The sequence below is a fragment of the Paenibacillus paridis genome (assembly GCF_006345825.1).
Lineage (GTDB): Bacteria > Bacillota > Bacilli > Paenibacillales > Paenibacillaceae > Pristimantibacillus > Pristimantibacillus paridis.
This window is the reverse complement of sequence record NZ_VCIX01000087.1, coordinates 179737-206453: the sequence shown is the minus strand read 5'-3', so window position 1 is coordinate 206453 and position 26717 is coordinate 179737. Positions and strand designations below refer to the sequence as shown.

Here is a 26717-nt window from a genome sequence, read left to right as displayed (position 1 = left end):
GTCCTAGCTGGGGAAACCGTGTTTCTTGGCACGCCAAGCGATAATCAGGGCAATAAGAAGCAGAATCAATAAGACACCGGGGAACGACTGGGCTCCAATATGCTCAAGTAAGGTACCCCCTGCAATCCCTCCAGCAGCTATAGCCAGATTCCATACGGTTGTGTTGATCGGCATTACGATATCTACGCCATCTTCACCGCTTGCTTCGGCAAGCGCCGTTTGCAGCAGAGTGGCCGCACCGCCGAAGGTAAGTCCCCACAGCGCTACCGCCGCATAAACGAACAAGGCTGAAGAGGCCCCCGTCCATAGTGCTGCGGAGACCAGTAGGAATCCGAGCAGACTGATCAGAACGAGCAGGCGTAGATATTGGCTAATCAACAAGCCTACTATCCAGATGGATACAAGTGCAACGATTCCAAAGACTAACAAGACAAGACTGACTTGTCCTTTAAGTCCCAAATGCTCAAGAAACGGGGCGATATACGTATATAAAATATTGTGTGCCAGCATCCAAGTAAGAACGACCATAAGAATCGGACGAATTCCAGGCAAAACGAACACTTGTCCGACCGTCATTCTTTGTTCAGCAGGTTGCCCTGGAAAATCTGGTACCTTCCATAGTACCCAAGCGATTAAAACAAGCGTTAAAAGCGAAATAAGACCGAAAACGAGACGCCAACCGACGATGTCGCCGAGAACGGTGCCCGCCGGAACCCCGAATGTAAGGGCAATCGGAGTACCCACCATCGCGACAGCCAAAGCTCGGCCTCTTAAAGCATCCGGTACCATGCGCCGCGCATATCCGGCCACCATTCCCCATGCCGCACCGGCAGACACACCAGCGAAGAAACGGGCGATAAGCGTTAAGGCATAGCTGCTTGACCATGCGGTTGCCGAATTAAAAATAAGAAATCCAACTATGATAGCGATTAAAAGCGGACGGCGCCTTAATCCGCCAGTAAACATGGCAAACGGAATAGCGGCCACGATGGAACCAATAGCATATGCCGTTACGAGCTGACCCGCCATCCCTTTTGTAAGGCTAAGCCCTTCGGCGATATGGGGGAGTAACCCAGCCGGTATGGTTTCTGTAAAGATACAAATAAATCCTGTCATCGCAAGCGCAAGCAGTGCAAGCCAAGGAAGTCTGGCTGGAATCTTATTCGTTTGAACCGCACTCTCCAATGATGAAATCTGAGACAATGTAATTCCTCCTTGTTATGACTTTATTTATGGATCGATCATTCCATACAGGACGCCCTCGCGCATTTAATCGCGACGAGGCTGTTGTTGCCGCGATGCTTCTGTTTTGGGAACACGGCTTTGAATCTACTTCACTTACCCAATTGCGCACTGCAATGGGAAATATTTCAGCTGCGAGCTTTTACGCTGCGTTCGAATCCAAGGAAGCGTTGTTCCGCGAAGCAGTGGACCTCTATATATCCACTTATGGACAGGTATCGGAGAGCTTCAGGGACAGAAGCCTGACACCGAGAGCAGCCATTGAACAGGGATTACGTCGATCAGCACGGATGCAGACAGAAGGTTCCCATCCTCTTGGCTGCCTCTTGGTTTTGTCCGCTGCGACTTGTTCATTAGAGCTGAATCACATCCAAGAGCTGCTCCTTAAAGAAAGGCAAAAGGTGCGCGGTTGGCAGAAAGAGTGTATTGAACGGGCCATAGCGGAAGGTGAGCTGTCCGATACTACGGATATCTCCATGCTTGTTACCCTAGTTGACACCTTTCTTAGAGGCATATCTTCACAAGCAAGGGATGGCGTTCCGATTGAGGACATTGATGCTGCTATCACACAGCTGATGCGCATATGGGATACGCTGTCGTAAGCGCGGGAGATAGAGGAAGGTTTTATTTCAAATTGACAAAGAAAATATGGGACTTTATAATTGGTTGAACGAACGTTTAGTCAACAGGCAAGGAGGATCATGCGTTGGAAGGCACAACAAGGAAAGAACAAGCTATAGCTACGAGAGAGAAGCTGCTGGAGGCTGCCAAGTCATTGTTTGCAGAAAGAGGCTACGAAGGAACGTCAGTGCGAGAAATAAATAAACAAATTGGCAAAGGCGTTGGCATTCTTTATCATTATTTTCCTGGTGGCAAACGGGAAATTTTGTCCGTGCTTTTGCAGGAGAGCATGGCGCGTCGCAAGCATGAGCTTCAACTGACCGCCCAAGCGATTGAAGAACTAGAGCTAAGAGATGCTTTGCTTAGGTTTAGTAGGCGATTCCATGAAGTTTTTATGGCGGATATAGATATTTTGCGAATCATGGTTCGCGTCAGTGATTCCCTCGATCTGAAGGAGCAACAAGAATTAACGGATATGATTAAGCAGCAAACGCAAATGTTTTCCGAATTTCTGCAGAGAAGAGAGCAAAAGGGAGAAATCCGAAATTTAGATTACACGATGGCAACCAGACAGTTTTTTTCAATGATGATGCAAACTTTAGTATCAGAGCTCGGTATGGTCAAAATACAGTGGGAAGATACGGAGACATACTTGGAGAAAATTGTGGATTATACGATAGATTTATGGAGGAAGCCATAGGGTGGCCTTCTCCACAAAATTTTTTTGCCATTAAATTGAACAAACGATCAATCAACCAATTAATGAATTGAAAAAGAGGAGAACTGCATGATGTCTATATTCAAACAAAAGCTAGTCGCTTTGCTTCCTATCATTGTTATTGCCATTGTTTTCATTTTTAGCCTTACCATGATTCCTTCCATTAATCCACATCCGGAGAACTTGCCGATTGCCGTGGTAAATGAAGATGCTGGTATAGATATTCCAGGTCAAGGCCTCGTGAATGGCGGAGAAAAGCTGCTTGAGGGAATGCAAAGTGCATTGTCTGAGAAGAATAACGGAGGAGAACCCACGGCTAAATGGATTACAGTGGATAGTATAGAAACTGCTACGCAAGGTCTGAACGATAAGAAGTATTATGCAGCAGTTGTTATACCGAATAATTTTAGCGCGAATCAAGCGACTCTCCAGACGACAGCACCGGAATCACCTAAGGTGCAGATATATGTGAGCCAAGGCGCAAATATGACAGCTGCGAATGCAGCTTCACAGCTGCTCAGTGGTATGATCGATGGCTTGAATACCCAGGTTCGCACGCAGCTCATGGCAGGTTTGGAGCAACAGGGAGGCTCCATTAATTTGAAGCAGGCAGCTATGCTCGTATCCCCAATCATCAAAGAGGTCACGACGCTCAATCCCGTTGGCACCAACAGCGGTAATGGCAACGGTCCTGTTACTTTGTTTCAGCCGCTCTGGATCGGTTCGATGATTGGGGCAGTCATTATGCTCATCTCCAAAAACAAGCTAAAATTCATCAAGCCTAAGCAAAAGCTATTGTCTCATGTGGCACATGTGCTCTGGGGAGTGTTAATCTCCATCATTGTCGGGTATGGTTTAACATGGTTTGCAAGTTTATGGGGGATGAACATTGCTCATTTCAACCAAACCGCTATCCTTTTAGCGAGTAGCTATTTTAGCTTCTTTATCATGATATCTGCCGTATTATCTTGGACAGGTATAAGCGGAATGGGCTTCTTCGCCTTGTTCTTATTCTTTGGCGCTCCTCTGCTAAGCTTTGCCCCCGAATTTCTGTCGTCGTTTTACCGGGACTATATCTACTCTTGGTTACCGATGCGATTCATGGTTGAGAGCCTGAAGGATCTGTTCTACTTTGGAAAAGATATTAGTATCAGCGGGTCGACTGGCGTATTGCTCTCGATTGCCGTTGTCGGTATTTTGGTATTGTTCAGCTCATCCTTTAAGCCTTCGAGGAAGGCAGATGTAGAGAAAGCTGCAGTAAGTGCAGCTTAGGGTCAGTAAGGAATAAAAAGAGCAGTTAAGAGAAATCTTAGCTGCCTTTTTTATTTTCATAGGAGGGTATCTATGTAAAATGCAGCTTAATTATCTAATTAGAAAAGAGGGTTTGGTCTGCAGTTGGTGAAGTTATAAATCGGAGGTTAGGATGAATGAGGAAGGATTGTTATGATGGCGCGCAGCTTGGATCTGTCATACGTTTATAAAAAGAGAAAATTCGACTAACTCCGAATATATTCCCATGTACATAGCCTTATTCCTCTTATACGATGAGATGAATTCGTATAACATCCATCCCTCCATTTTAAATACAACGTAGCTTACGCCACTGGACCTGATTCAAATATTTCGAAGCAAACAATTTGATTGCGCTTTCAAAAATCTTGATTAACATCTTGGATCGTTATTGTAAATACGCAAAGTACCTTAGATAACAAGGCGGGGATCTCATGTACAAGTTGTTGATTGTCGACGATGAGGCGCTTGTTCGAGAAGCGATAGAAGATCAAATGGACTGGGAAAGGCTTGGTTTTGAATGTATAGGCAGTTGCGAGGACGGCAAGGAAGCGCTTGATTTCATTAACCGTCATACGCCAGATGTTGTGTTGACCGATATTGGAATGCCGTTCATGAACGGCATTGAGCTGACGCGCGAGCTTGCTGCCAATTTCCCGAAAGTAAAAGTTATTATTTTTACAGGCTACGATGATTTCGATTTTGCCCAGCAGGCTTTGAAATTGCAAGCTGTCGACTATATTTTGAAACCGGTGACGGCAGCGGAGCTCGAACAGGTTATTAGTAAACTTCGTTCTGAGCTTGACAGCGAAAGAAATCAAATGCAAGATTTCGAGCAGTTGAAGCGTCAATTGAGAGAGAACCAGCCTTTGTTGAAAGAGCGTTTTTTAGAACGATTTGCCACTTCGGCAATGACAGAAAAACAAAAAAACGAGAACTTCAGCTATTTTGAGATTGAGTGGAACGGCTCCTGCATGATTGAGCTGGCTATTGAAGTGGACGAGTTCATATGGAGCCAGCCTAAGACGTTGTCCGACGAGGAGCTTATTCGTTTTGCTGTTTATAACATTGCCCAGGAAATTACAGCTGACTGCTCCGGTACGCTTATTTTTAGAGATCGGGAAAACCGCGTTCATGTTATCATCTCTGGTCATGAGACCAATGAACTGCATGAGCTATCGACGCAGGTAGCCGAAGAAATTCACAGTAAGATTACCGATTACTTGCCTGTTAAGCTTTCTATAGGCATCGGACATGTATGCAGCTTAACGGACAAAGTGCAGCGTTTAAATCAATCTGCTTTGTCAGCGCTTGATTATCGTTTTGTCATCGGTACCAATCAAATTATATGTATATGGGATATGGAGCAGCGTAAACGGCCGGAGTTGTTGTCGCTCATGGATTGGGAAAGCGAGTTAGTTACGAAACTGAAAACCGGATCACCGGAAGAGATGGAGGAATGGATTAGGCAACTATTTATTATGTTCCGAGAGCATGCTTTTCCATTCGATATTTGCCATATGTATCTGCAACGGATGGTATTGACGATTATGCACACGCTCTATGTCATGGGCATTGACAGTGAACAAGTGTTCGGAGCAAACCAAGCTCCAATGAAAGAAATAGCTAAGTTTTCGGCGATGGGTGAAGTTGAAGTGTGGCTGAAGGAGCAATGCGGGAAAGTAGTCGGATCAATCAAAAGCATGCGGGAGCATCAATGCGTGTTTCAAATTGCGAAAGCGATAGAGTACATTAAACTGCATTATATGGACTCAAAGCTATCATTAAAGTCGGTGTGTTATCACGTATCGATGAGTTCGAGTTACTTCAGCAGCATATTTAAGCAAACCAACGGCAAGACATTCGTGGAATTCGTAACCCATCTGCGTATGGAGAAAGCGAAGGAATTATTAATCGTGTCAGCTTTAAAGAGCTACGAGATCGCCTATGCCGTTGGATACAGCGATCCTCATTATTTCAGCGGCGCATTTAAGAAGCATACGGGAGAAACCCCAACGGATTATCGCCATAAAAAAATAAAAGGGTTAGTGTGATACGAGTGAGAATGTTTTCGCGATTGCCTAGTATTCAGACGAATATGGTTCTTGCCTCGGTCGCGCTCATTATTATGACAAGCATTATGATGAGCGTTACTTCCTTTTACTTAACTAAGGATTCCGTTAATTCCACAGCGCAGACTTACACTACGGAGCTGGTGAAACAGGTAAACAACAATATTAAATCCTACATTAACGGCATGAAGTATATGTCTGATCTTGTGGCTGGCAATTATGCGGTTCAAGCTTATTTATCTTCAGCTTCCTTTAATAGTTTAAAGGAAGAGAAGGATTACAAGGAAGCGATCTCAGAAATGCTAGGTGCGATGCTGGTTTCCCGAACGGATATTAGCTCAGCTAACATTTTTGGTTATGGCGGACAGTTCGTGTCCGGCCGCAAAGAGCTCGAGCTAAATCCAAACGTCGATATTACAAGCATGAATTGGTATAGAAACGCAAAAAGCATGGGCGGGCAAAGCGTTATTTCCTCTTCTCACGTGCAGCCTATTTTTAAAGACCGATATCCTTGGGTCGTCTCATTGAGCCGGGAACTGGTCAGCAAGGAAGGGAATAAGAAGCTGGGCGTTTTTTTGGTCGATTTGAATTTTAGCGTTATGAATGACATGTTCAAGGATATTCGACTAGGCCAAAGAGGTTATTTATTCATCATCGATTCAGATGGGAAAATCGTCTATCATCCCCAGCAGCAATTGATTTATAGTAATTTAAAAACAGAGATGATTGATAAAGTGCTGGAAGTCAGAAACGGAACGTTCATAAGCAGCCAAGGCAGCGAAAGCCGAATGTACACGGTTCAGGATTCTGAGTTTGGCTGGAAAATTGTCGGTGTCTCCTACGTGAGCGAATTAGCTGAAAATCAGAATAATGTGCTGCTGTCTATCATTGTATTGGGAATCATCTGTATTATTATTGGCATTATGATTTCATTATTCTTATCTCAGCGCGTGAGCCAACCGATCAAACGATTGCAAGGCTATATGAAGGAAGTGGAAAAGGGGAATTTCGATATCCATGTCCCTGGTCACAAAACGGTAGAAATCCAGAGGCTTGCAAGAGCCTTTAATATGATGGTCGGGAAGATTAAAGAGCTTATGCAGCAAACGGTGTTGGATCAGGAACAAAAACGCAAGAGTGAGATCATTGCCCTGCAAGCTCAAATCAACCCTCATTTTCTTTACAATACGCTTGATTCCATTGTGTGGATGGCGGAGAGCAATAAGTCTAGGGAAGTGGTGCTAATGACTTCAGCGCTTGCCAAACTTTTCCGTTCATCGATCAGCAAGGGGGAGGAGCTGGTTGCGATTAAGACAGAAATTGAGCATATTACAAACTATCTAATGATCCAGAAAATGCGGTATAAAAATAAGCTGGATTATCATATCGAAATATCCGAAGCGATTCAGGAGTATCGGATCATCAAAATCATCATACAGCCGCTTATTGAAAATGCGATCTATCATGGCATTAAGATGAAGCAGGGACCTGGTTTCATTCGGGTCGCTTGCGAAGAAACGGACACGGACATTATTCTGATCGTTGAAGATAATGGAAATGGGATGGACGAGGAGAAGTTAAAGTCGCTTCATCTTCCAGCTTCCGTTACGGAGGGAGGAAGAGGGGTCGGCGTGAGAAATGTTCAGGAACGGCTAAAGCTTTATTACGGAGCGCAATACGGATTAACTTACCACAGCGTTCTAGGAGTGGGAACAACTGTATACATCCGTATTCCCAAAATACGCCAAGTTCTGGAGGACGAGAGACATGGCAGGAATTCATAAGTGGGTAACAACCGCCGTTGCACTCCTACTCATCGCTGTGGCCGTTTTTGTATATGGGCATAACGGATTATCTTCGAAACAGAAGATAGAGGTTACGGTCATTCTGAAAACAATCGATACATCGGTAGAATTCTGGCAGGTATTAATCGACGGAGTGCATGAAGCTGCCCAAGAGTTCAATGTAAACGTTCAGGTATGGGGGACAAAGTCGGAAACGGATGTTGATGAACAAATTGCCCTTGTCGAAAAGGCGATACAAAATCGGCCGGATGCAATCGTATTGGCCGCGACCGACTACGAGAGACTCGTACCCGTCGCTGAGAAAATAAAGAAGAGCGGAATTAAGCTTATTATTGTCGATTCGGGAATCAACTCCGATTCTGCCGACAGCATCGTCACGACGGACAATGTCAGCGCTGGCAGAGAAGCGGGCGAAGCGATGAAAAGCTTGATTAAAGACCAGGCTAAAATCGCGATTATCAGCTATGTCAAAAGCGCTGCTTCTCATATCGACAGGGAAAAGGGCGTTCATGAAGTGTTGGAGGACCATCCTGGAATCGAAATGCTCGGTACCTACAATGGCGAAGGATCCGAGCAAAATTCGTATTTGCTGGCTATGGAAATGCTGCAGGAGCATAACGATGTGTTCGGCATTATCGGTCTCAACGAGCCAACTACGGTTGGAGCGGGAAGAGCCATTCAGGAACTAGGATTAAAGGGGAAAGTGCAGCTGATTGGATTCGATAGTTCTTTCAACGAGATTAAGCTTTTGGATGAAGGGGTTATGAATGCTACTGTGCTTCAAAGGCCTTTTCAAATGGGTTATCTTAGCATTAAAACGGCCATGGAAGTTGTTAAAGGCAAGAAGGCTGCGAAGCTTATTGATACGGGCTCGCTGCTTATAACGAAACAAAATATGTATGAAGAGGAGAATCAGAAGCTGTTGTTTCCGTTTGTTGGAAATGAGTGAATAAACGAAATTGAAAATAATGGGAGATTAGCAGAGTAGGCGAAAGCCTGCTCTGCCTTTTTGTTGTTAACGGTTATATAAGTTCTAAAAAAAGCATTTAAGCGCAGTGAGAAAATCGTTCTGAAGAAACGGAGTGTTCGCCTTTGCGGCCGGATCCTAACCTTTAAATGTCTAATCCAATCCAAGAATCTGGCTGCAACCGCGATCGTAAGAATGATCTACTCGCGTAGCGATCAAAATGAAAAGTTTAATTGAAATTATTTAGTTGGTCTTTAATGGGTCGAATCCCCAAAATTATTCGACTCTTACAAGAAGAAATCACATGTAAGTGACGGAATGAACCGTGTAAAGTTATCGGTAACAACATGAATATGGAGAGGGGAGATGAAGCGATGAGTGAAAGCCTTGTGCAGATGGAAGGAATCGTAAAAAGCTTTGCCGGGGTTCATGCTTTAAAGGATTGTAGGTTCGATCTGCGGCTTGGCGAGGTACACGCACTTGTTGGGGAGAACGGCGCCGGGAAATCGACCATGATGAAGGTGTTGACTGGCGTGTATCAGATGGACGAGGGACGCATTCTCTATCAGGGCGAAGAAGTACGTATTCCGGATACAAGAGCCGCTCAAAAAAAGGGAATTAGCATGATTCATCAGGAGATGAATCTCGCAGCCGATCTAACCGTCGCGCAAAACATTTTTATCGGCAAAGAGCCGCGGAAAGCGCTCAAACTGTTTCTGGACGAGAAAGAGATGAATCGACAAACCTCCATTTTGCTTAGACAAATGAATCTGGATATCGATCCTACCACGCTTGTATCGAAGCTAACGGTCGCCAAGCAGCAAATGGTTGAAATCATTAAAGCCATTTCCTACGATTCTCAAGTGTTAATTATGGATGAACCGACAGCGGCGCTTAGTGATGCGGAAATTGAGGAATTGTTCAAGATTATCGTCCAGCTGCGAGCTAAAGGGGTAGGCATCGTATACATCTCCCACCGGATGGCGGAGCTGAAACGAATTACCGATCGCATCACGGTAATGCGAGACGGGAGCTACATTGATACGGTTGCGACCGCCGATACAAGCATCGATAAAATTATTTCGATGATGGTGGGCCGAGAGCTCTTTCAATCGGATAAGACGAACCGGTTAAAGGACGAAACGAGCGAAAGCATGCTTGAGGTGCGTAATCTCAACCGTAGAAATGTTCTTCACAACGTAAGCTTCACGCTGAGGAAGGGCGAAATCCTTGGCGTAGCCGGATTAGTCGGTGCAGGAAGAACGGAGGTTGCCCGGGCAATCTTCGGTGCTGATCCCCTCGATTCCGGTGAGATCTACGTTCATGGCCGCAAGGCGCGGATTAACGGGCCTCATCAGGCCGTAAAGCATGGCATTGGGTATTTGAGCGAGGATAGGAAGCACTTTGGGTGCCTGCTGGAAATGGATGTATCAACGAATGCCACGTTAGCAACGACAGGCCGTTTCACAAGGGCAGGATTTTGGATGAATGAAAAACGGATGAATGAGGTTTCGACTCAAATCGTTGAGGAGCTTAAGGTAAAAACGCCAAGCATAAAACAGAAGCTGAAATTTCTATCCGGCGGGAACCAGCAGAAGGTCATTATTGGCAAGTGGTTAACGAGGGACTGCGACATCCTGATCTTCGATGAGCCGACTCGGGGGATTGATATCGGAGCCAAAAGCGAAATTTATAAGCTTCTTGAGAACTTGGCGGCTGCAGGCAAATCGATCATTATGATCAGCTCGGAACTGCCGGAAATTTTAAGGCTTAGCCATCGTATCATTGTGATGTGCGAAGGAAGAATTACCGGGGAGCTGATGAATGACCATCTCGCGACCCAAGAGCAGATCATGACCTATGCAACAGATCGAATCGGATAAGGTCGGGAGGGAAAGGAAGAGAAGCATGAATAAAACAACAGTGGTTGAGCAGAAATCGCATTTTGCGATTAAGTCAGGGCTGCAGCAGCTCTTAGTATTTGGAAGTTTGATATTGCTCGTCATCTTTTTTTCTATCGCGTCGGATAATTTTTTTCATTTCTCCAATCTCATTGGCATTTTGCTCTCCACCGCGGTTATCGGCGTACTGGCGTTAGGCTCGACGTTCGTCATTATTACGGGCGGCATTGATCTTTCGGTTGGCACAGTCATGACGCTCTCCGCAGTCATGACTGGCGTTTTCATTACGATCTGGGGGCTGCCCATTCCGATCGGTATTATCGGCGGTTTGCTGACCGGGGCGTTATGCGGATTTTTATCGGGCTTTACGATTGCTAGGCTGGGAATTCCGCCATTTATCGCTACGCTCGCGATGATGATGATTGCCAAAGGGTTAGCATTAGTTATCTCTGGAGCCAAGCCGATCTATTTCACCGACAATGAGGCTTTTATGGAAATATCATTAGGATCGGTATTAGGTGACCTTATTCCAGGCTTTGATATTCCGAACGCTGTCCTTATTTTTTTCATCGTAGCCATCCTCGGGAGCATCTTATTGTCCCGAACGATTGTTGGCCGTTACAACTTCGCAATCGGCAGCAATGAAGAGGCGACGCGCCTATCCGGCATTAACGTGCGGAATTGGAAAATCGTGATTTATACGATAACCGGCGTGTTTACGGGAATAGCTGGCATTCTGATGGCATCAAGGTTGAACACGGCGCATCCTTCTCTTGGTGCAGGTTACGAGCTGGAAGCGATAGCAGCGGTAATCATCGGCGGCACCTCGCTAAGCGGCGGTAAGGGAACGATCTTGGGAACTGTAATCGGCGCTCTTATTATGAGCGTATTGACGAACGGTTTACGCATCATGTCGGTTCCTCAGGAATGGCAGACGGTCGTGGTCGGTTTTGTTATATTACTCGCGGTATATGCGGATATTTTGCGTCGTCGCAAGGCTTAACAGCGATATAGTCTTCTCCGGAGATTATATATAAATGCAAATATTATTCATGATGAAGGGGATATGAACATGAGAAAAGTATGGATGATGGCAGCTTTGGTACTCGTAGTATTCATTAGCGCTTGCAGCTCGAACGGAGGCAGCAATTCACCTACGAATGCACCAGAGTCAACTAAAAAACCAAGCTCTGAAGCGACTGAGAAAACGGAGAAAATGTATGTACCAGTCATTTCTAAGGGATTCCAGCATCAATTCTGGCAAGCGGTTAAGATCGGCGCAGAGAAGGCAGCAGCCGAGCTGAACGTAGATATTACGTTCGAAGGCCCAGAGTCTGAGTCCCAAGTCGACAAACAGCTTGAAATGCTCCAAGTCGCATTGGATAAAAAACCTAGCGCAATCGGTTTCGCAGCGCTGGACAGCCAAGCTTCAATCCCGCTGCTCAAGAAGGCTAAAGACGCCGGCATTCCTGTTATCGCATTCGACTCCGGTGTGGATAGTGACATTCCGCTTAGTACAGTAGCAACGGATAATGCGGTTGCGGCTGGAGTTGCAGCAGATAAAATGGCGGAATTAATTGGCGGCGAGGGCGAGATCGCGATTATTGCCCATGACCAAACGAGCCGCACGGGCATTGATCGTCGTGATGGCTTCAAGAATCGTATCGAAGAAAAATACCCGAATATTAAAATCGTCGATATTCAGTATGGCGGGGGAGATCATCTCAAATCGACCGATGCGGCAAAGGCGATTATGCAAGCGTACCCAAAACTCAAGGGCTTCTTCGGTACCAATGAAGGCTCCGCCATCGGTGTTATTAATGCAGTAATGGAAGCCAAAGCGGTCGGAAAAGTGACGGTTATCGGTTATGATTCCGGCAAAGCACAAATTGATGCGATTAAGAACGGTACGATGGCGGGCGCGATCTCCCAAAATCCGGTTGGCATCGGCTATGAAACGGTAAAAGCCGCAGTTGCGGCTGCTAAAGGCGAAACGGTTGAGCCCGCTATCGACAGCGGTTTCGTCTGGTACGACAAATCGAACATCGATAACGAAGACGTTAAAGCCGTTCTTTACGAATAACTAGACAAGCGAATCGTATCATCGTCATATTGGGGCTGTACGAAAAGGTGCTTATCTTTCAGCGACAGTCCCAATCATTTTATTCCATTAAAATAACGGAAATTGAGGTGGAAGCTCCATGCGAAAAAGGCTTGTTCATTCTACTCTTGCCATCGTATTGACCGTGACAAGCTTCACTTACTTGCCTGTTTCTTCTTACGCGGACCCTACGAGCTTAGTGGCAAATCCAATTACTGACCCTGCACCGCTTAAATCTTGGTATACCAAAGCGGCTACGAACTGGGAATCCGAAGCGCTTCCGCTCGGGAATGGTTATATGGGAGCGATGGTTTTCGGAGGCATCGATAAGGATCAAATTTTAATTAATGAAAAGACCCTTTGGTCTGGCGGTCCCGGCGCCAACCCCGATTATAACGGCGGGCATAAAGACAGTGCGGAACAGAAGCATGCTCTTCTGCAGCAAGCAAGAACCGAATTACAGGATTTGATGACTCAATTTTCATCAGGAGCCCCTGCTTATAAGGATGAGAACGGCAAAGTGATTGCCCGTGACTATAGCAATAGCTCATCGATTAGAAATCAAATCAATGGAGTTCAAGGATCGGGCGGCTTGATCGGGACGAAGAATAATTTTGGTTCCTATCAGGAACTGGGCTCCATATGGCTGCAGGATGTGAAGTCGTTAAGACCTACAATTACAAAGACCTTTACTGCTCAGGATAACACGAAAAATGCTGGGGAGAAGGTAGATAAATTATTCGATGATAATACGGACACTAAATATTTTGCCGATGGTAACCAGGGGGCCAAGGAGTATGTAATCGAATGGGAATACGATAAGAAAATGACGACGAAGTCCTATTCCATCACAACGGGCAACGATGCTCAGCCAAGAGACCCGAAAAACTGGACAATCTCAGCATCCAATGATGGAGTGACTTATTCTACAATCGATACTGTAAGCGCTTTCGAGTTAGCAGGACGGAAACAAACCATGCAGTTTGAATTAGACGTGCCCGGCGCGTACAAATATTTTAAGCTGAACATCACTTCTTTGAACGAAACCAATCAAGCCCTTCAAATGTCCGAGTTGAAAATCATTTTCGACGAAAGCACTCTGCCCGAAAATGATCATCCTTCTAATTACAAACGGGAGCTTGATTTTAACAACGCTGTTGCTAGCGTGTCCTATAATCAGGGCGGTGCAGAAATAAAGAGGGAATACCTTGTTAATTATCCCGATAATGTGATGGCGATACGTCTCAGCTCTACGGATAAAGGGAAATTCAATCAATTCGTCAGCGTGACATCGGCACAGACGAGAAAAACGGTCACTTCACTTGGAGATACCATTACGATGACGGGGTGGCCATCCGACCATAATAAAGCCAATGCGGCTAATGATTTTGACAACACGCTGCATTTTGCCATGCAAATGAAAGTGATTCCTACGGGTGGTACTATGGTTGCGGAAAATAATGGGATCTTGGTACAGGACGCGGATTCAATCTTAATTCTCATGACCTCTGGCACCAACTATCAGCAGTCTATGGACGATTCATTTGATTATTTTACAGGAGTGAATCCGCTCATCGCAGTTAGTGAGAGACTTCAATCCGCTGCACAGAAGGGTTATGCTGAGCTTTATGATCGACATGTCAGCGATTACAAAAATTTGTTTGACCGTGTTGATCTTAATTTGATGAATGCTCCATTCCCTAACAAGCCAACGGATGAGCTGTTAGCCGGATATGCAAGAACCAATCAGCCTTTGGAAGATCGATATTTGGAGCAGCTATATTATCAGTTTGGCAGATATTTATTAATTTCGTCTTCAAGAGAAGGCTCATTGCCTGCGAATTTACAGGGGGTATGGGCTGCGGGAACGAATCCGCCTTGGGACGCGGACTATCACATTAATATTAACTTGCAAATGAATTACTGGCTTGCGGAGCAAACGAATCTATCCGAAACCCATGTTCCTCTAATCGAATATATTCAGAGCTTAGTGCCTAGGGGAAGAATTAGCGCTCAGCATGGCTATGTCACACCCGCAGGTCATCCGGTCAGAGGATGGACGACACATCACGAGAACAATATTTGGGGAAATACCGCGCCTGCGGTGAGCGATGCATTTTTTTCTCCTGAAGATGGCGCTTGGCTGGCTCAAAATATTTGGGAACGGTATCAATTTACGATGGACGAAGCTTTTCTTCGGGATAATTATAGCATTATGCTGGAAGCGGCTTTGTTTTGGGTAGATAACCTATGGGAGGATACACGCGATGGCACATTAGTTGCGAACCCTTCTTATTCCCCAGAGCACGGTCCTTATTCATTGGGTGCGACTGAGGTTCAGGCGGTTGTATGGGGAATATTTGAGGAAGTGATCAAAGCCAGTGAAGTGTTAAATATCGATAGCAAGGAACTGCAGGAAATTATAAAGTCACAGTCTAAGCTTGCAGGTCCTAAAATAGGTCTTGGCGGGCAGTTCATGGAGTGGAAAGACGAAGTCAACATGGACCTTACAGGAGACAACGGCCACCGTCATACGAACCACCTGTATGGGCTTCACCCGGGTTCACAAATTGTCGCAGGACGAAGCGAAGAGGAAGACAACTATGTGGATGCGATGAAAGTTACTTTGAATACTCGGGGAGATGGAGGTACGGGTTGGAGCAAAGCATGGAAGATTAACTTCTGGTCGCGTCTGCGTGATGGCGACCGCGCACAGAAGCTGGTTAAGGAGATTTTGTACGAATCGACGCTTAGCAACTTATTTGATACTCATCCCCCTTTCCAGATTGATGGAAACTTCGGAGCAACAGCTGGAATGACCGAAATGTTACTGCAAAGCCAAGGCGGGGCGATCGAGCTATTACCCGCGCTTCCTTCCAAATGGAGTACGGGTAGTGTATCCGGTTTGAAAGCTAGAGGGAATGTAGAGGTTGACATGACTTGGGATCAGGCGAGCCTCTCGTCAGCGGTTCTGAAGACGGGTACAACGGGGCTCGTCACAATCAAAGGAGCCAACATCAGCACGGCTTCCGTCATGAATGGCAATACTCCCGTCAATTTTAGCATTGTAGATGACAACACGATCGTTATCTCAGCTCAGCAGGGTGATACTTATGTGATTAGTGACATTCAAGATGCTGCCGTATCACATAATCCTTATGTAATCATGAATGCGGTCGATGCGGATATCCTTTACGGCAGAATAAACAAAAGCTCTACAGCGCTGCAAGAAGCTGCTGCCGGAGATTATGCCATGTTTAAAAATGTTCAATTCGGCAATGAGGGAGCAAATAAGGTTCGCATTCAGGTCAGTTCGGATAAAAAAGTCCCTGAAGATTTGGGCAACATCGAACTGAGGCTGGATAGCCCAACCTCTCCGGTCATTGCGAGCATACTTGCAGACAACACCGGCGACATGGGGATATACAAAACGTTGTCCGCGAGCCTGCCTTACAACGTGAGTGGCACGCATGATCTGTACATTTCTTTTACACGTCCAAGCAATCTGAAGTCCTTACAATTTTTCACAAGCAAGGATAACGCCGCAATCGTGGGGATAAACGTGTTGGGAAGTACTCTGGTTGGCCTACCGACAACAGGAAGAACGGATGTGAGCTATACCGCATCCATTTCCTATGATGACGGTTCAACCGAAACGGGCAGCAGCAACGTGAAATGGAGCTTGAACGGGAATTATTCGGGTGTGAAGATCAACAGCGATGGCACGCTGTCGATTAAGGAAGGTGCAAGTACGCAAGATATCATAGTTAGTGCCACGTCAACCAAAGAGCCGCAATGGACAAAGCATCTTCAAGTTCGACTGGTCTCTGGCACGATTCAGCCTCTCAAGATTAGAGGGATTGAGCGAAATGCGGAATCCGGCGGAACCAATCCTAATGGAATCATGACTTTTAATAACGATTGGGTTGAATTTCTTGGTTCCAACGGTTGGTTGAAGTTCAACAAAGTTGATTTAAAGGATGGCATTCAAAATGTCTTGATCGGCTATGCTTCACCGTCTGCCTCCACAAGAGAAATTCAAGTTCGCATTGCCGAACCGGATGTAGGGACAGTGAATGAAGCTGTGAAGGTAGCGACCCTGAATACTAGCGGAACGACTGACGGCTGGACAAACCTTAAAGACGTGTTCACTTCGGAAATTGCGGAGAGTAGCGGGGAAAAAGATGTTTATTTGTTCTGGCCGCAAACCGGGTTTAACTTATCCTACGTCACTTTAAATATTTTGCAGGCAAATGACGACTCTACGGTCTACCGCGACGTCTCGTTTGATGTCTCGCCTGCTGATGCAGTTATTACAGTGGAGGATTCCGAAGGCTATTGGTACAGCTCGTCAGGAGATGGAAAATCCTTCCGATTGCCGGAAGGAGGAGCTTATACGTATACCGTGAGCAAGGTTGGCTTTATTTCACAAAGCGCTGGCTTTACCGTTGATACCGACGTAGTGCTGCCTATTGAGTTGGAGTCAAATCGAATACAAGTGCAGCCAAGCTGGCCTGCGGGAAGCACGCTTACTGCATCTCAAGTAGGCAGCAAGGAACTGACGCTGGCGTGGACGCCGGCAGCTGGCGATACTGAAGTAGCCGGTTATCGCGTATATAATGGAACAGATCTGGTGAGCACGGTAACAGGTAGCGTATATAGCTATACATTAAATGGGCTATCGCCAAGCACGACCTATACGTTCAAGGTTGAAGCAGGCGATGCAGAAGATAACTGGAGTACTGACGGACCTTCGACATCCGCAACCACTACCGCGGATGCAGGAAGCGGTGGCCATAATGGAAGCGGCAATGGAGGAACGGTACCGCCTCCTGTCACAACAAAACCGAATCATATCAAGGGTGCTGTACCTTCGATCGATTCATCGGGTACGGCAACGACCGTCATTGATTCAGAGACATTTCGTAAAGCAAGCGATGCTTCTAAGCAGGTATATATTGAGATCCCAAGCGTGAATGGCGCTCATGCGTATCAGGTTACGGTTCCAATAGCAGCCTTTCAAGCCGATGATTCGGCCAGAACGATTGAGATTACGACCTCGATTGGAACGGTAACGGTATCCTCGGCGATGCTGGGCGCGGTTGAGACGACTGGAGCACATAATGTCTCGATTACGATTACGCAAAAGGATGCGGGTAAATGGAATACTGCGGATCAAACCAATGTAATCAGTAGACCAGTAATCGGAATTGACCTCAAGCTGGGTGGCGTAACAAAGCCTTGGAGCAATCCAAATGCACCGGTAACGATATCGATTCCTTATACGCCTACGTCTTCTGAATTGTCTGATCCCGAATATCTTGTTATTTGGCGCATAGATGAGACAGGTAAAGTCATCCCTGTACCAACAGGAAAGTATGACTCTGCAAAAGGCTCTGTTACGTTTACTACAACACAATTCGGTGATTTTGTAATCGCCTATGTTACGAAGAGCTTCACCGATATAGCCAACTATGGATGGGCTAAGCAAGCGATTGAGGTTTTGGCTTCTAAAGGAGTAATCAACGGTACATCGACTGACAAATATACCCCTGAGGCATCCATCAAAAGAGCAGATTTCATTCTACTTTTGGTCAATGCTTTAGGCTTAAGCGCTACAACAGAGGGGAACTTCTCTGATGTGAATCCAGCGGCTTATTATGCGGAAGCTGTAGCCGTAGCTAAGAAGATCGGCATAGCTACCGGTACGGGCGATGGAACGTTTAATCCGGATGCGAAGATTACAAGGCAGGATATGATGGTTCTTATCGATAGGGCAATGGCATTCTCCAACAAAACTTTGCTTGCGGGCACGTCTGTTGAAGTCCAATCGTTCTCGGATAAAGACAATATTGCAGATTATGCAAGGCAAAGCGTTGCTACCCTAGTCAAAAACGGAATCGTCAACGGAAACGGCAGTAACATTAATCCACTCGGATATGCATCAAGAGCGGAGACTGCGGTGCTGCTCTACCGAATGTACAACAAATAATTTTTGTGCGAAACAACAGAAGCAGCCGTTCCCGAGAGGGGACGGCTGCTTTTGAATTTGTCCCAGCATAATCATAATCGACGGGGAAGCCGTCATTGACTTCCATTGGAAAGATAAAGCATGGATTTTGTCTTTTTCTCCATCGGACAAGACGGTATACTTAAAATAACGAATGAAAAAACGGCATCGGATATGCGGAGGTATACTGCCTTGAATAAATTAAATCAATCCTGTAGGGAGATCTTGCACGTTAATGATATACAATCGATTGAATTTGCTGCTAACGGGGAGATCCATTATGCAAGCTCAGGCTCCTATACACTCATCATTTGCTTACATGGCGAAGGATTGCTGGGGTGGGGGCAAGATGCTCTTTCTCTCGTGGAAGGCGAAATTAGCATACAGCCACCAGGTCGCGAGTTAAAGCTTCGAGCAATGGGCGGTGCTCCGTTAAAAGGATTGCGGATTCTTTATGACTCCTATCTGCATGCTCAACAGGATTATGGAATGCCAGTGAAGTCGGCAAGCACTCGTCACGAGGGGGTTACGATTCGACATATCAAGCATTTGATTGAACGATGCGATTGTTTGTATCACACGTTTAGTATGGAACAGCCGAATGGGTACAGCATTCAGAGTGAGTTTTATGGGCTAATGGCTCTCATGGAGGATTCGAGAAGAAACAGGCACACGGGGGAGACGACGGCTGAAGCTATTCTTCGCGTATCCAATTTTATGCGGGAGCGCATTGATCAGGATTTCACGAGAGCTGAGCTGGCCCAAAAGGCTGGGCTAAGTCAGGGTTATTTCTCCCGTGCTTTCCAGGAAGAAATCGGGAAAACCCCGACAAAATTTATAATGGATTTGCGAATGGCCAAAGCGAAAAATATGCTGCTATATGGAAATAGCGTTAAGGATACAGCTGTTCAGGTCGGTTTTGAGGATGAGTTTTACTTTAGCAGAAAATTCAAGCAGCATGCGGGATTATCGCCGCTTACTTATATGAAGAGCAGAAGAAGAAATATAGCGAGCGTATCTGAGCCGATTTCAGGCAGCATGCTCGCTTTGCAGCTTTTGCCCAAGGCTGCTGCGTTTTATCCCACTCATACAAAGTACGCGCAAATGCTCCGTTTGCATGCGAATGAAGCGGGAATCGGACAGTCGTGGCATAAAAACGTGGAAATGCTGCAAATGGCTGCTCCTGAGCTTATTTTCTGTACCGATTTTTTGTCGCAGGAAGCGCAGCAGGATCTGAAACAGGTCGCACCTGTTATCCGTGTGCCTTGGCTTGCAACAGATTGGCGGGAACAGCTGCTTCTCGTAGCCGAAGCAACTGGCTATACAATGGAAGGAGAGCAATGGCTTGGGGAATACGAGCGAAAAGCAGAGCGGATCAGCCGAAAAATACGCCAGCTATGGGGGAGTCTGACTATTAATATTTGTCGCATTACGGACCAAGAATACCGGATATACGGGGATCGGAATGCTGGAGCAGTGCTCTATCGGGATTTGCGGCTTTCCGCTACTCATGAGCTGAAAAAGGTCGATGTATACGCTACGGTGAACGAGCAGGATTTACCTGCATACGATGCCGATGCGCTTATTGTCATGGTTGATCCCTCGCCAAAGGCAGCCATGGCGTGGCGGACATTGCAAGGCAGTAGGGCATGGCAAAACATGAGCGCTGTGAAAAATCAAAATATTTATGAGATCGGAACAGAGAAGCTATTTGAGTATTCGGCTTGGTCGCATGATCGTTCGTTGTCTTTTTTTGCAGAACTATTGGGGAAAAGATAATGCTAATTCAGAGCTAGGTAACAATTGTACAAAACAGAAGTGCTTAACGTCCATGTTAAATGCAAGCGCGCAGTGCTATCTTGTATTGAGAAAGAAAATCATTTTCACTACTGAGAGGGGGTCAATTCTATTATTCCGGACTCTCCTTGGGATCTTGCACGATTAAGCCAAATGCCTCGGATCGATTCCCTATTTGAAGATGAGGCGAGCGGCATAAAAGCCATTTTTTATGACGGGGTTTCTTACCAAGGCAATAAGACGCGTGTGTTTGCTTATTATGGCGTACCAGAAGCAAAAGGAGAACGACTTGAAACCCCTCCATTCGTGCCAGGCATCGTATTGGTCCATGGAGGAGCAGGGAGTGCGTTTGCACAATGGGTAAAGCTGTGGAATGATCGAGGTTACGCTGCGATTGCAATGGATTTGGAGGGACAGATTCCATTTTCCAGCTATGGTGAACTAAATGAAGAAAGACCCCGTCACATTGAAACGCATGCTGTGCCGACAGAGTTTTCCACACACCCATGGAGCGGACCAGCCAAACAAGGTGTATTCGCGGATTATGCAGAACCGCCTCAGGAGCAATGGTTCTATCATGCTGTAGCCGCCGTGTTGTCCGCACATTCGATCCTGCGCAGCTTGCCTGGCGTAGACCCTGATCAAATTGGGATAACCGGTATATCTTGGGGAGGCATTATTACGAGCTTGATGGCCGGGCTGGATAAAAGGCTTAGGTTTGCTATGCCCATTTATGGATGTGGGTATTTGTATGAACCAGGGACCTTTTACGGTGCTGGATTTGCAGCTATGCCGCCGGATCATGCAGAGCACATTCGAAGGCTTTGGGACCCGTCATCTTATTTGCATCACAGCCAACTCCCTATGCTTTGGCTGAACGGCAGTCAGGATACGCATTTTCCGTTATCCATATTTATGAAATCTTATGAGCTGCATGAGAAAAACGATGCTAATGCTCTGCTGCATAGCAGAATTAGCATCCAGCATGGTCTGCCACACAGTTATTCAGCCGCATGGTCTTGCCCGGAAAGCTATGCATTTGCCGATAGCATAACAGGAGTAGGCCCTCCGTTGATTCATCTTACAAAATCGGAGCAATGCGGTGAGTCTTTGCAAGTAAGTTTTAAATCCCAGATCAAGGTCGTGGACGCCGTTTTATACTGGTGTGAGGAAGCCTCAGATTGGAGAAGGGCACACTGGGATAGCGCCCAGGCTGTATTAGCGCAAGAAGGAACAAACGCAGAAAAAGGTACGGCAACTGTCAATTTGCCCCAAGGGAATTGTACTTTTTATATGGAGCTTGCCAATGACAAGGGCTGGAAAACCAGTACTCGCTTAATGAAAAAATAAGGGAACATTTTGAAGGAGAACGAGATCATGACAAGTAAGAATCTAGTACGAAGAACTATTTATTCAGCATTTATTATTGTATCTTTGCTAATGGTTGCAACTGCATGCGGTAAGGCAAGCAACAATTCTACGCCAGATTTAGCGGCTAGTCCTGAAGCTAGTCCAAGCACATCACAAGCAACGGCCTTTACATTTAAGGACACGAAGGGTGAACAGACCCTTGATAAGCAGCCTACTCGTATTGCAACAACGGTTACCTATTTGACAGACCACATGATTTCGCTAGGTCTTACCCCGGCTTCGACAGTGAAATCACAAAATGAGGATTTCCCTTTATATTTAAAGCCATTTCTGAACCAGGTAGATATTATTGGTGAACAAGGTAAAGTAAGCTTTGAGAAGCTGCTGTCCCTACAGCCTGACCTGATCATAACGGATACAAACAGCATCGATATCTATGACTCTTATGCAAAAATCGCTCCAACAGCTATTTTGGAAAATGGTTATGTAGCACCTGATTGGCAGACCGCCTTCCGTGCAACTAGTGCTGCGTTTGGGCTGGAGGATAAAGCGGAGCAGGTGATTCAGGAATACGATAAGCATAAGAAAGATGCGGTATCCCAAATCCGTGATAAGGTTGCCGGTAAAACATTAATGGTGCTCCGTATTCGAAATGATATTCGTTATTATGGCGATGTTGATTATAAATGGTTATATGAAGAATTTGGATTCTCGCGACCAGCCGTTTATCCTGTAACAAACCCGGAAAGCCGTTATGAAGTGTTGTCTAAGGAAGTACTTCCAGAGATTGATCCTGATTACATTCTGCTTATTAATGACAATAATGAAATTTTTAATGAGCTACAAGAGTTTTCGACGTGGAAAAATCTAAAAGCTGTTAAAAATGATCAGGTTTATTCGGTAGCTTCCGATTCATGGTTCGGGGGTTATGGACCTAACGCTGCAAACTCCATGCTGGATGATTTAGTGAGATTATTCGCGAAGTAATCGAGGTCAGTGATTGATTCATTAACGGTTACGGATGAACATGGCTCATTTCGAACAAACATTTTGAAAAAACTTGATAACCATGTTACGATGAGATGAATGTAAATAATTCCAATGCGAAAGGTGTGTTTATGATGAGTCTGGAGATTGTTCAAACCATTGCAGAAGAAGTACAGGGCAACCGTACGCCAGAAAATGAAATCAGTCCGTTGTTTCTTAACCGGTGGTCGCCGCGAGCGTTCACGAATCAGCCGATAACGGATGAGGATTTAAATGCTATTTTGGAGGCGGCTCATTGGGCGCCATCTTCGTACAATGACCAGCCATGGCGGTTTATCGTTGCCAAGACCGAAGAACATTTGGGAGTCTTCCAAGCCTTTCTCGGTGATTTTAATAAATTATGGGCTTCAAGCGCGCCAGTTCTCGTACTTATTGCCTCGGATTCCAAACGCGAGAATGGCGATCCCAATGGCGCTCATGCATTCGATGCGGGTGCCGCTTGGAGCAGCCTTGCCTTGCAAGCCACGCTTAAAGGGATTTCCACACATGCCATTGGCGGATTTGACCGCGAGGTTGCGCGCCGCGTGCTAGAAATTCCTGAGCAATTCGAGCTGCATGCTGTAATTGCGATTGGATATCGTGGCGATAAAAGCAGCCTGCCTGAGGGCATTGCGGAGCGCGAAGTGCCGAATGGGCGCAAACCGCTCAACCAAGTTGTATTTGAAGGTAAAGTAAGCAAAGAATAATATATTTGATTTAATGGTTATCAATGATGTGAACAATCGATAAGAATAAAAAGATAATCGCCCTCTACTTTGCCATTCTGGCAAGTTGGAGGGCGATTTTTCGTTTCTGAAGGAAACGGATAATGTATGCCGATTCTGATGAAAGTAGCCATTCCCCGTTATTTGCCTTTACATGTGCTTGTTGAAGACATTTTGTGTACAACGCTAATATAAACTTACTGTTGGCGAAAGCATATGTCAGGATTTTAGCAGTCGTATGTTCATTTTATTTCATTCCGAATGATGACGATCGTCACTTATCATGTGACGGTCTTTTTTTATATATTTATTTTCGAAATGGACTTTGCCTTAGAAGGAGTGGGAAGGTTGAATAGAGAAATGGAAACAAAACAATACAGTGTTAGTAAAATATTGGGGTTATGGGCTTTGGTCGCATTGCCGATGGCTTTCTTCCGATTCGTATTGCTGCCGATTCTTGCGCCAATCGTCACTTTCCATCCGGGGATTCTCTATTGGATGCTTATGATTGTCGGCATGATTTGGCAGTTCGTATTATCTGTGATTCTCCTGAAAAGAGAGCTAGGCAATCTAAGCTGGGAGAGGCTGAAAAAAAGATTGTGGTTAAATCATCCGGTACATCCGAAGACGTTCAAGGTTTACAAAATTGCTTATTCCTTCACCATCCCAATCATCATGTACGCTTTTTTTCTTTGAAAGCTCGGGTTTGTTCGGGTTTATGGAAGAAACGATCAATCGTCTTTTTCCGGTATTGGCCCCTCAGGACTATACAAGGATTGAAAATCTAGCGACACCTGAATTTGTTGGTGCCTGGTATTTGCTCGGTATTGCTTTAATCAGTTGTCTGTTTAATTATTTGCTTGGGGAAGAGTTGTTTTTCCGGGGCGTTCTTCTTCCGAAAATGAAGGGAGCCTTTGGCAAATGGGATTGGGCCGTAAATGGAGTTTTATTCGCAACGTACCATCTTCATAAAATATCAGAGATTCCTTTGTTTATCGTAGGTTCGCTATTGTATGGGTTTTTAAATGCCAAATATCGCAGCTTCTGGCCGGCTGTCATCATTCATGGAGTGGAGTCCATTCCCTTGCTGTTCGGCGTTACAGCTGTTATTTTAGGTTTTCTATGATGGCCTATTTCGATGAGATGAGTGGTCTTATGCATATTTCAACGGTTCATACCCTAAGCAATACGAAAATATCGAAAATATTTTTTTATGGGCTGGCTTGCGCTTATATGGTTTTGTTATTGCTATATATTGTTTTGACTCCAACGAAAAGCTTGCTAGCAGTTGCGATTCTGAGCGGGCTCTATTTCTTCAGGCACTCAAAATATGTGTTGAACCATCCCAAGTTTCATGCCATAGCTGCCGTTTCTCCGATCGTCGAGATCGTTCTTTTATTTTTAATTTTCCTGCGAAACGGCACTGAGATTGAAAGTATCGTATTTGTCGTATTTGTTGCAGATCTTCTTCTGCACTATAAGTCGTGGTATGCGTTGCCTTTTGCTTATGGCGGCTTTGTAGCCTATCTTGTTTTGTGGCCAACTGATGGGCAAGATTTGTGGCGAAATGTTTTCTACATTTTGAGCTATACGTGTTTGGTTATTCCGATTTGGAGCACTAAGCTGCTGCTCAATCAGAGGGATATGAGCGTTCGCTTAAATAAAGCGTTGATTCAGGAGGCTAAGACAAGGGAAGAGCTGGCGGTATTTAAGGAAAGGTCCCGCATTGCGGAAGAGGTCCATGATACGGTGGGACATTCGTTAACGACAGCGATTGTTGCTCTTGAAGGGGCCCAGCTGTTATTTGATATCAGACCTGAGGAAGCCCTTCGAAAGATACTCGTCGCGCGCGAACAATTGAAGCAGGGGCTTGGCGACATTCGTCAGGTCGTCCGAACGCTAAAAATAAAAGACGGGAATGCGGAAGCGGGGCTTGAGCAAGGGATTACTAAAATCATGAATGATACAGCGAAGCAGACGGGCGTTCAATTTCAATTCGTCTTTGAGGTAAATACCCCACTCATCTCCCTTCAGGAGTATGTCATGATCAACTCTATCAAGGAGTCGATCACCAATGCACTAAAGCATGGCCAAGCGAGTAGGATTGAGATTGCGATTACGGAGCAGCAAGATACGATTCATATGATGGTAAAGGACAATGGAAGAGGAAGCGATTCAGTCATTTATGGCTTTGGACTCAATTCGATGGAGGAAAGAATTCAGGCTATTGGAGGTCAATTGAACGTAATAAGTGAATTCAACAAGGGATTTGTTCTCCAAGTCCAAATGCCTGTAGCCAGGGGGAAAAGTAGTGAAAATAGATCGGAAGGTCAGCGTCATGCTCGTGGATGATCAGAAGCTTATGCTGGAAGGTTTGGAAACGCTGCTCTCGGTACGGTCGGACTTGGAGATCGTTGGGACGGCGTATAGCGGAGAAGAAGCGCTTGAACGGCTTCGCTTGGTTGTTCCGGATGTCATCCTTATGGACATTCGCATGCCGGGCATGGGAGGCGTGGAGGCAACCAAAATCATAAAGGAGCTGCATCCGAACGTGGTTATTCTTATATTAACGACTTTCGATGATGATGCTTATATAATAGAAGCTTTATGCAATGGGGCTGCAGGATATTTGCTTAAAGACATTGACGGAGTAAAGCTTGTTCAATCCATCTATGAAGCGCTTTCCGGCAATTTGCTGCTCACCGGCAAAGTGGCTCGCAAGCTTGCCCTTAATATCCGTAACCAGAACAGTCGGATTGAACGAGCCGGTAAGGAATTTGAGTTGACCGAAAGAGAGCTTGACCTTGCAAGGCTTCTAGTGGAAGGCTGCAATTCAAAGGAGATTGCTGAACAGTTATATTTGACACAAGGTACGGTTAAAAATTATTTAAGCGATATATACGCGAAGATCGGCACCAATGATCGGGCTAAAGCGGTCTTGTTATTACAGAGCTATTTATCTATGTGATCATCCGTGAATGTTCTGTGAATAACCGACATGAAATGTGACAATATATATACGGACATATTCAGTATGTTAGATATGTGATAGAATAGGTCCTCGAATGGAT

At 45.5% G+C, this 26717-nt stretch carries 19 protein-coding genes; 18 read left to right on the top strand and 1 reads right to left on the bottom strand.

All coding sequences use genetic code 11. From position 1 onward, the window contains the following. Positions 1-3: 3 nt before the first annotated feature. Entirely contained in the window at positions 4-1209 is a 1206-nt protein-coding gene (locus FJQ58_RS16380; RefSeq protein WP_420799846.1) for an MFS transporter, read from the bottom strand. 23 nt (positions 1210-1232) lie between these two features. Here FJQ58_RS16380 and FJQ58_RS16375 point away from each other — a divergent pair, with 23 nt between their 5' ends. The 18 genes from FJQ58_RS16375 (at position 1233) to FJQ58_RS16270 (ending at position 26614) form a co-directional block, all read left to right on the top strand. Then, positions 1233-1844: a TetR/AcrR family transcriptional regulator gene (locus FJQ58_RS16375; protein ID WP_139995297.1), complete on the top strand. Its 612-nt coding sequence runs from the start codon at positions 1233-1235 to the stop codon at positions 1842-1844. A 104-nt stretch (positions 1845-1948) separates the two neighbouring features. After that, positions 1949-2563 (top strand): TetR/AcrR family transcriptional regulator, encoded by a 615-nt coding sequence (locus FJQ58_RS16370; protein ID WP_139995295.1) that lies wholly within the window; start codon positions 1949-1951, stop codon positions 2561-2563. 90 nt (positions 2564-2653) lie between these two features. Then, positions 2654-3853 carry a YhgE/Pip domain-containing protein gene (locus tag FJQ58_RS16365; RefSeq protein WP_162341518.1) on the top strand — a complete coding sequence of 400 codons (1200 nt, stop codon included), beginning with the start codon at positions 2654-2656 and terminating at the stop codon, positions 3851-3853. A 452-nt stretch (positions 3854-4305) separates the two neighbouring features. Next, positions 4306-5925, top strand: a complete 1620-nt coding sequence (locus FJQ58_RS16360) for a response regulator transcription factor (RefSeq protein WP_139995291.1) — start codon at positions 4306-4308, stop codon at positions 5923-5925. Between the two features lie 23 nt (positions 5926-5948). Beyond that, positions 5949-7727, top strand: coding sequence for a sensor histidine kinase (locus FJQ58_RS16355; protein WP_238404090.1), 1779 nt, complete (start codon positions 5949-5951; stop codon positions 7725-7727). Then, on the top strand, positions 7711-8697 hold the full coding sequence (locus tag FJQ58_RS16350) for a substrate-binding domain-containing protein (protein ID WP_139995287.1): 987 nt from the start codon (positions 7711-7713) through the stop codon (positions 8695-8697). The genes FJQ58_RS16355 and FJQ58_RS16350 overlap by 17 nt, the downstream gene beginning before the upstream one ends. 392 nt (positions 8698-9089) lie before the next feature. Continuing rightward, the gene (locus tag FJQ58_RS16345) at positions 9090-10598 is read left to right on the top strand and encodes a sugar ABC transporter ATP-binding protein (protein WP_139995285.1); all 1509 of its coding nucleotides are present in this window, start codon (positions 9090-9092) and stop codon (positions 10596-10598) included. 25 nt (positions 10599-10623) lie between these two features. Then, complete coding sequence (locus FJQ58_RS16340; RefSeq protein WP_139995283.1) at positions 10624-11619, top strand: ABC transporter permease; 996 nt, start codon at positions 10624-10626, stop codon at positions 11617-11619. A gap of 63 nt (positions 11620-11682) precedes the next feature. Further along, complete coding sequence (locus tag FJQ58_RS16335; protein ID WP_420799843.1) at positions 11683-12699, top strand: ABC transporter substrate-binding protein; 1017 nt, start codon at positions 11683-11685, stop codon at positions 12697-12699. 118 nt (positions 12700-12817) lie between these two features. Beyond that, positions 12818-18709 carry a glycosyl hydrolase family 95 catalytic domain-containing protein gene (locus tag FJQ58_RS32585; RefSeq protein ID WP_202915278.1) on the top strand — a complete coding sequence of 1964 codons (5892 nt, stop codon included), beginning with the start codon at positions 12818-12820 and terminating at the stop codon, positions 18707-18709. Between the two features lie 210 nt (positions 18710-18919). Next, entirely contained in the window at positions 18920-20506 is a 1587-nt protein-coding gene (locus FJQ58_RS16305; protein ID WP_162341517.1) for a helix-turn-helix domain-containing protein, read from the top strand. Positions 20507-20677: 171 nt separating this feature from the next. Further along, complete coding sequence (locus FJQ58_RS16300) at positions 20678-21874, top strand: alpha/beta hydrolase family protein (protein ID WP_139995277.1); 1197 nt, start codon at positions 20678-20680, stop codon at positions 21872-21874. Between the two features lie 27 nt (positions 21875-21901). Next, complete coding sequence (locus FJQ58_RS16295) at positions 21902-22882, top strand: ABC transporter substrate-binding protein (protein ID WP_139995275.1); 981 nt, start codon at positions 21902-21904, stop codon at positions 22880-22882. A gap of 134 nt (positions 22883-23016) precedes the next feature. Further along, positions 23017-23628, top strand: coding sequence for a nitroreductase family protein (locus tag FJQ58_RS16290; RefSeq protein WP_139995273.1), 612 nt, complete (start codon positions 23017-23019; stop codon positions 23626-23628). 366 nt (positions 23629-23994) lie between these two features. Beyond that, the gene (locus FJQ58_RS16285) at positions 23995-24342 is read left to right on the top strand and encodes a hypothetical protein (protein WP_139995271.1); all 348 of its coding nucleotides are present in this window, start codon (positions 23995-23997) and stop codon (positions 24340-24342) included. A gap of 22 nt (positions 24343-24364) precedes the next feature. Beyond that, positions 24365-24772, top strand: coding sequence for a CPBP family intramembrane glutamic endopeptidase (locus tag FJQ58_RS16280; protein WP_139995269.1), 408 nt, complete (start codon positions 24365-24367; stop codon positions 24770-24772). Between the two features lie 29 nt (positions 24773-24801). Beyond that, entirely contained in the window at positions 24802-25998 is a 1197-nt protein-coding gene (locus FJQ58_RS16275) for a sensor histidine kinase (RefSeq protein WP_162341516.1), read from the top strand. Continuing rightward, positions 25958-26614, top strand: a complete 657-nt coding sequence (locus FJQ58_RS16270; RefSeq protein ID WP_202915277.1) for a response regulator transcription factor — start codon at positions 25958-25960, stop codon at positions 26612-26614. Before FJQ58_RS16275 ends, FJQ58_RS16270 begins: the two co-directional genes overlap by 41 nt. Positions 26615-26717 lie beyond the last annotated feature (103 nt).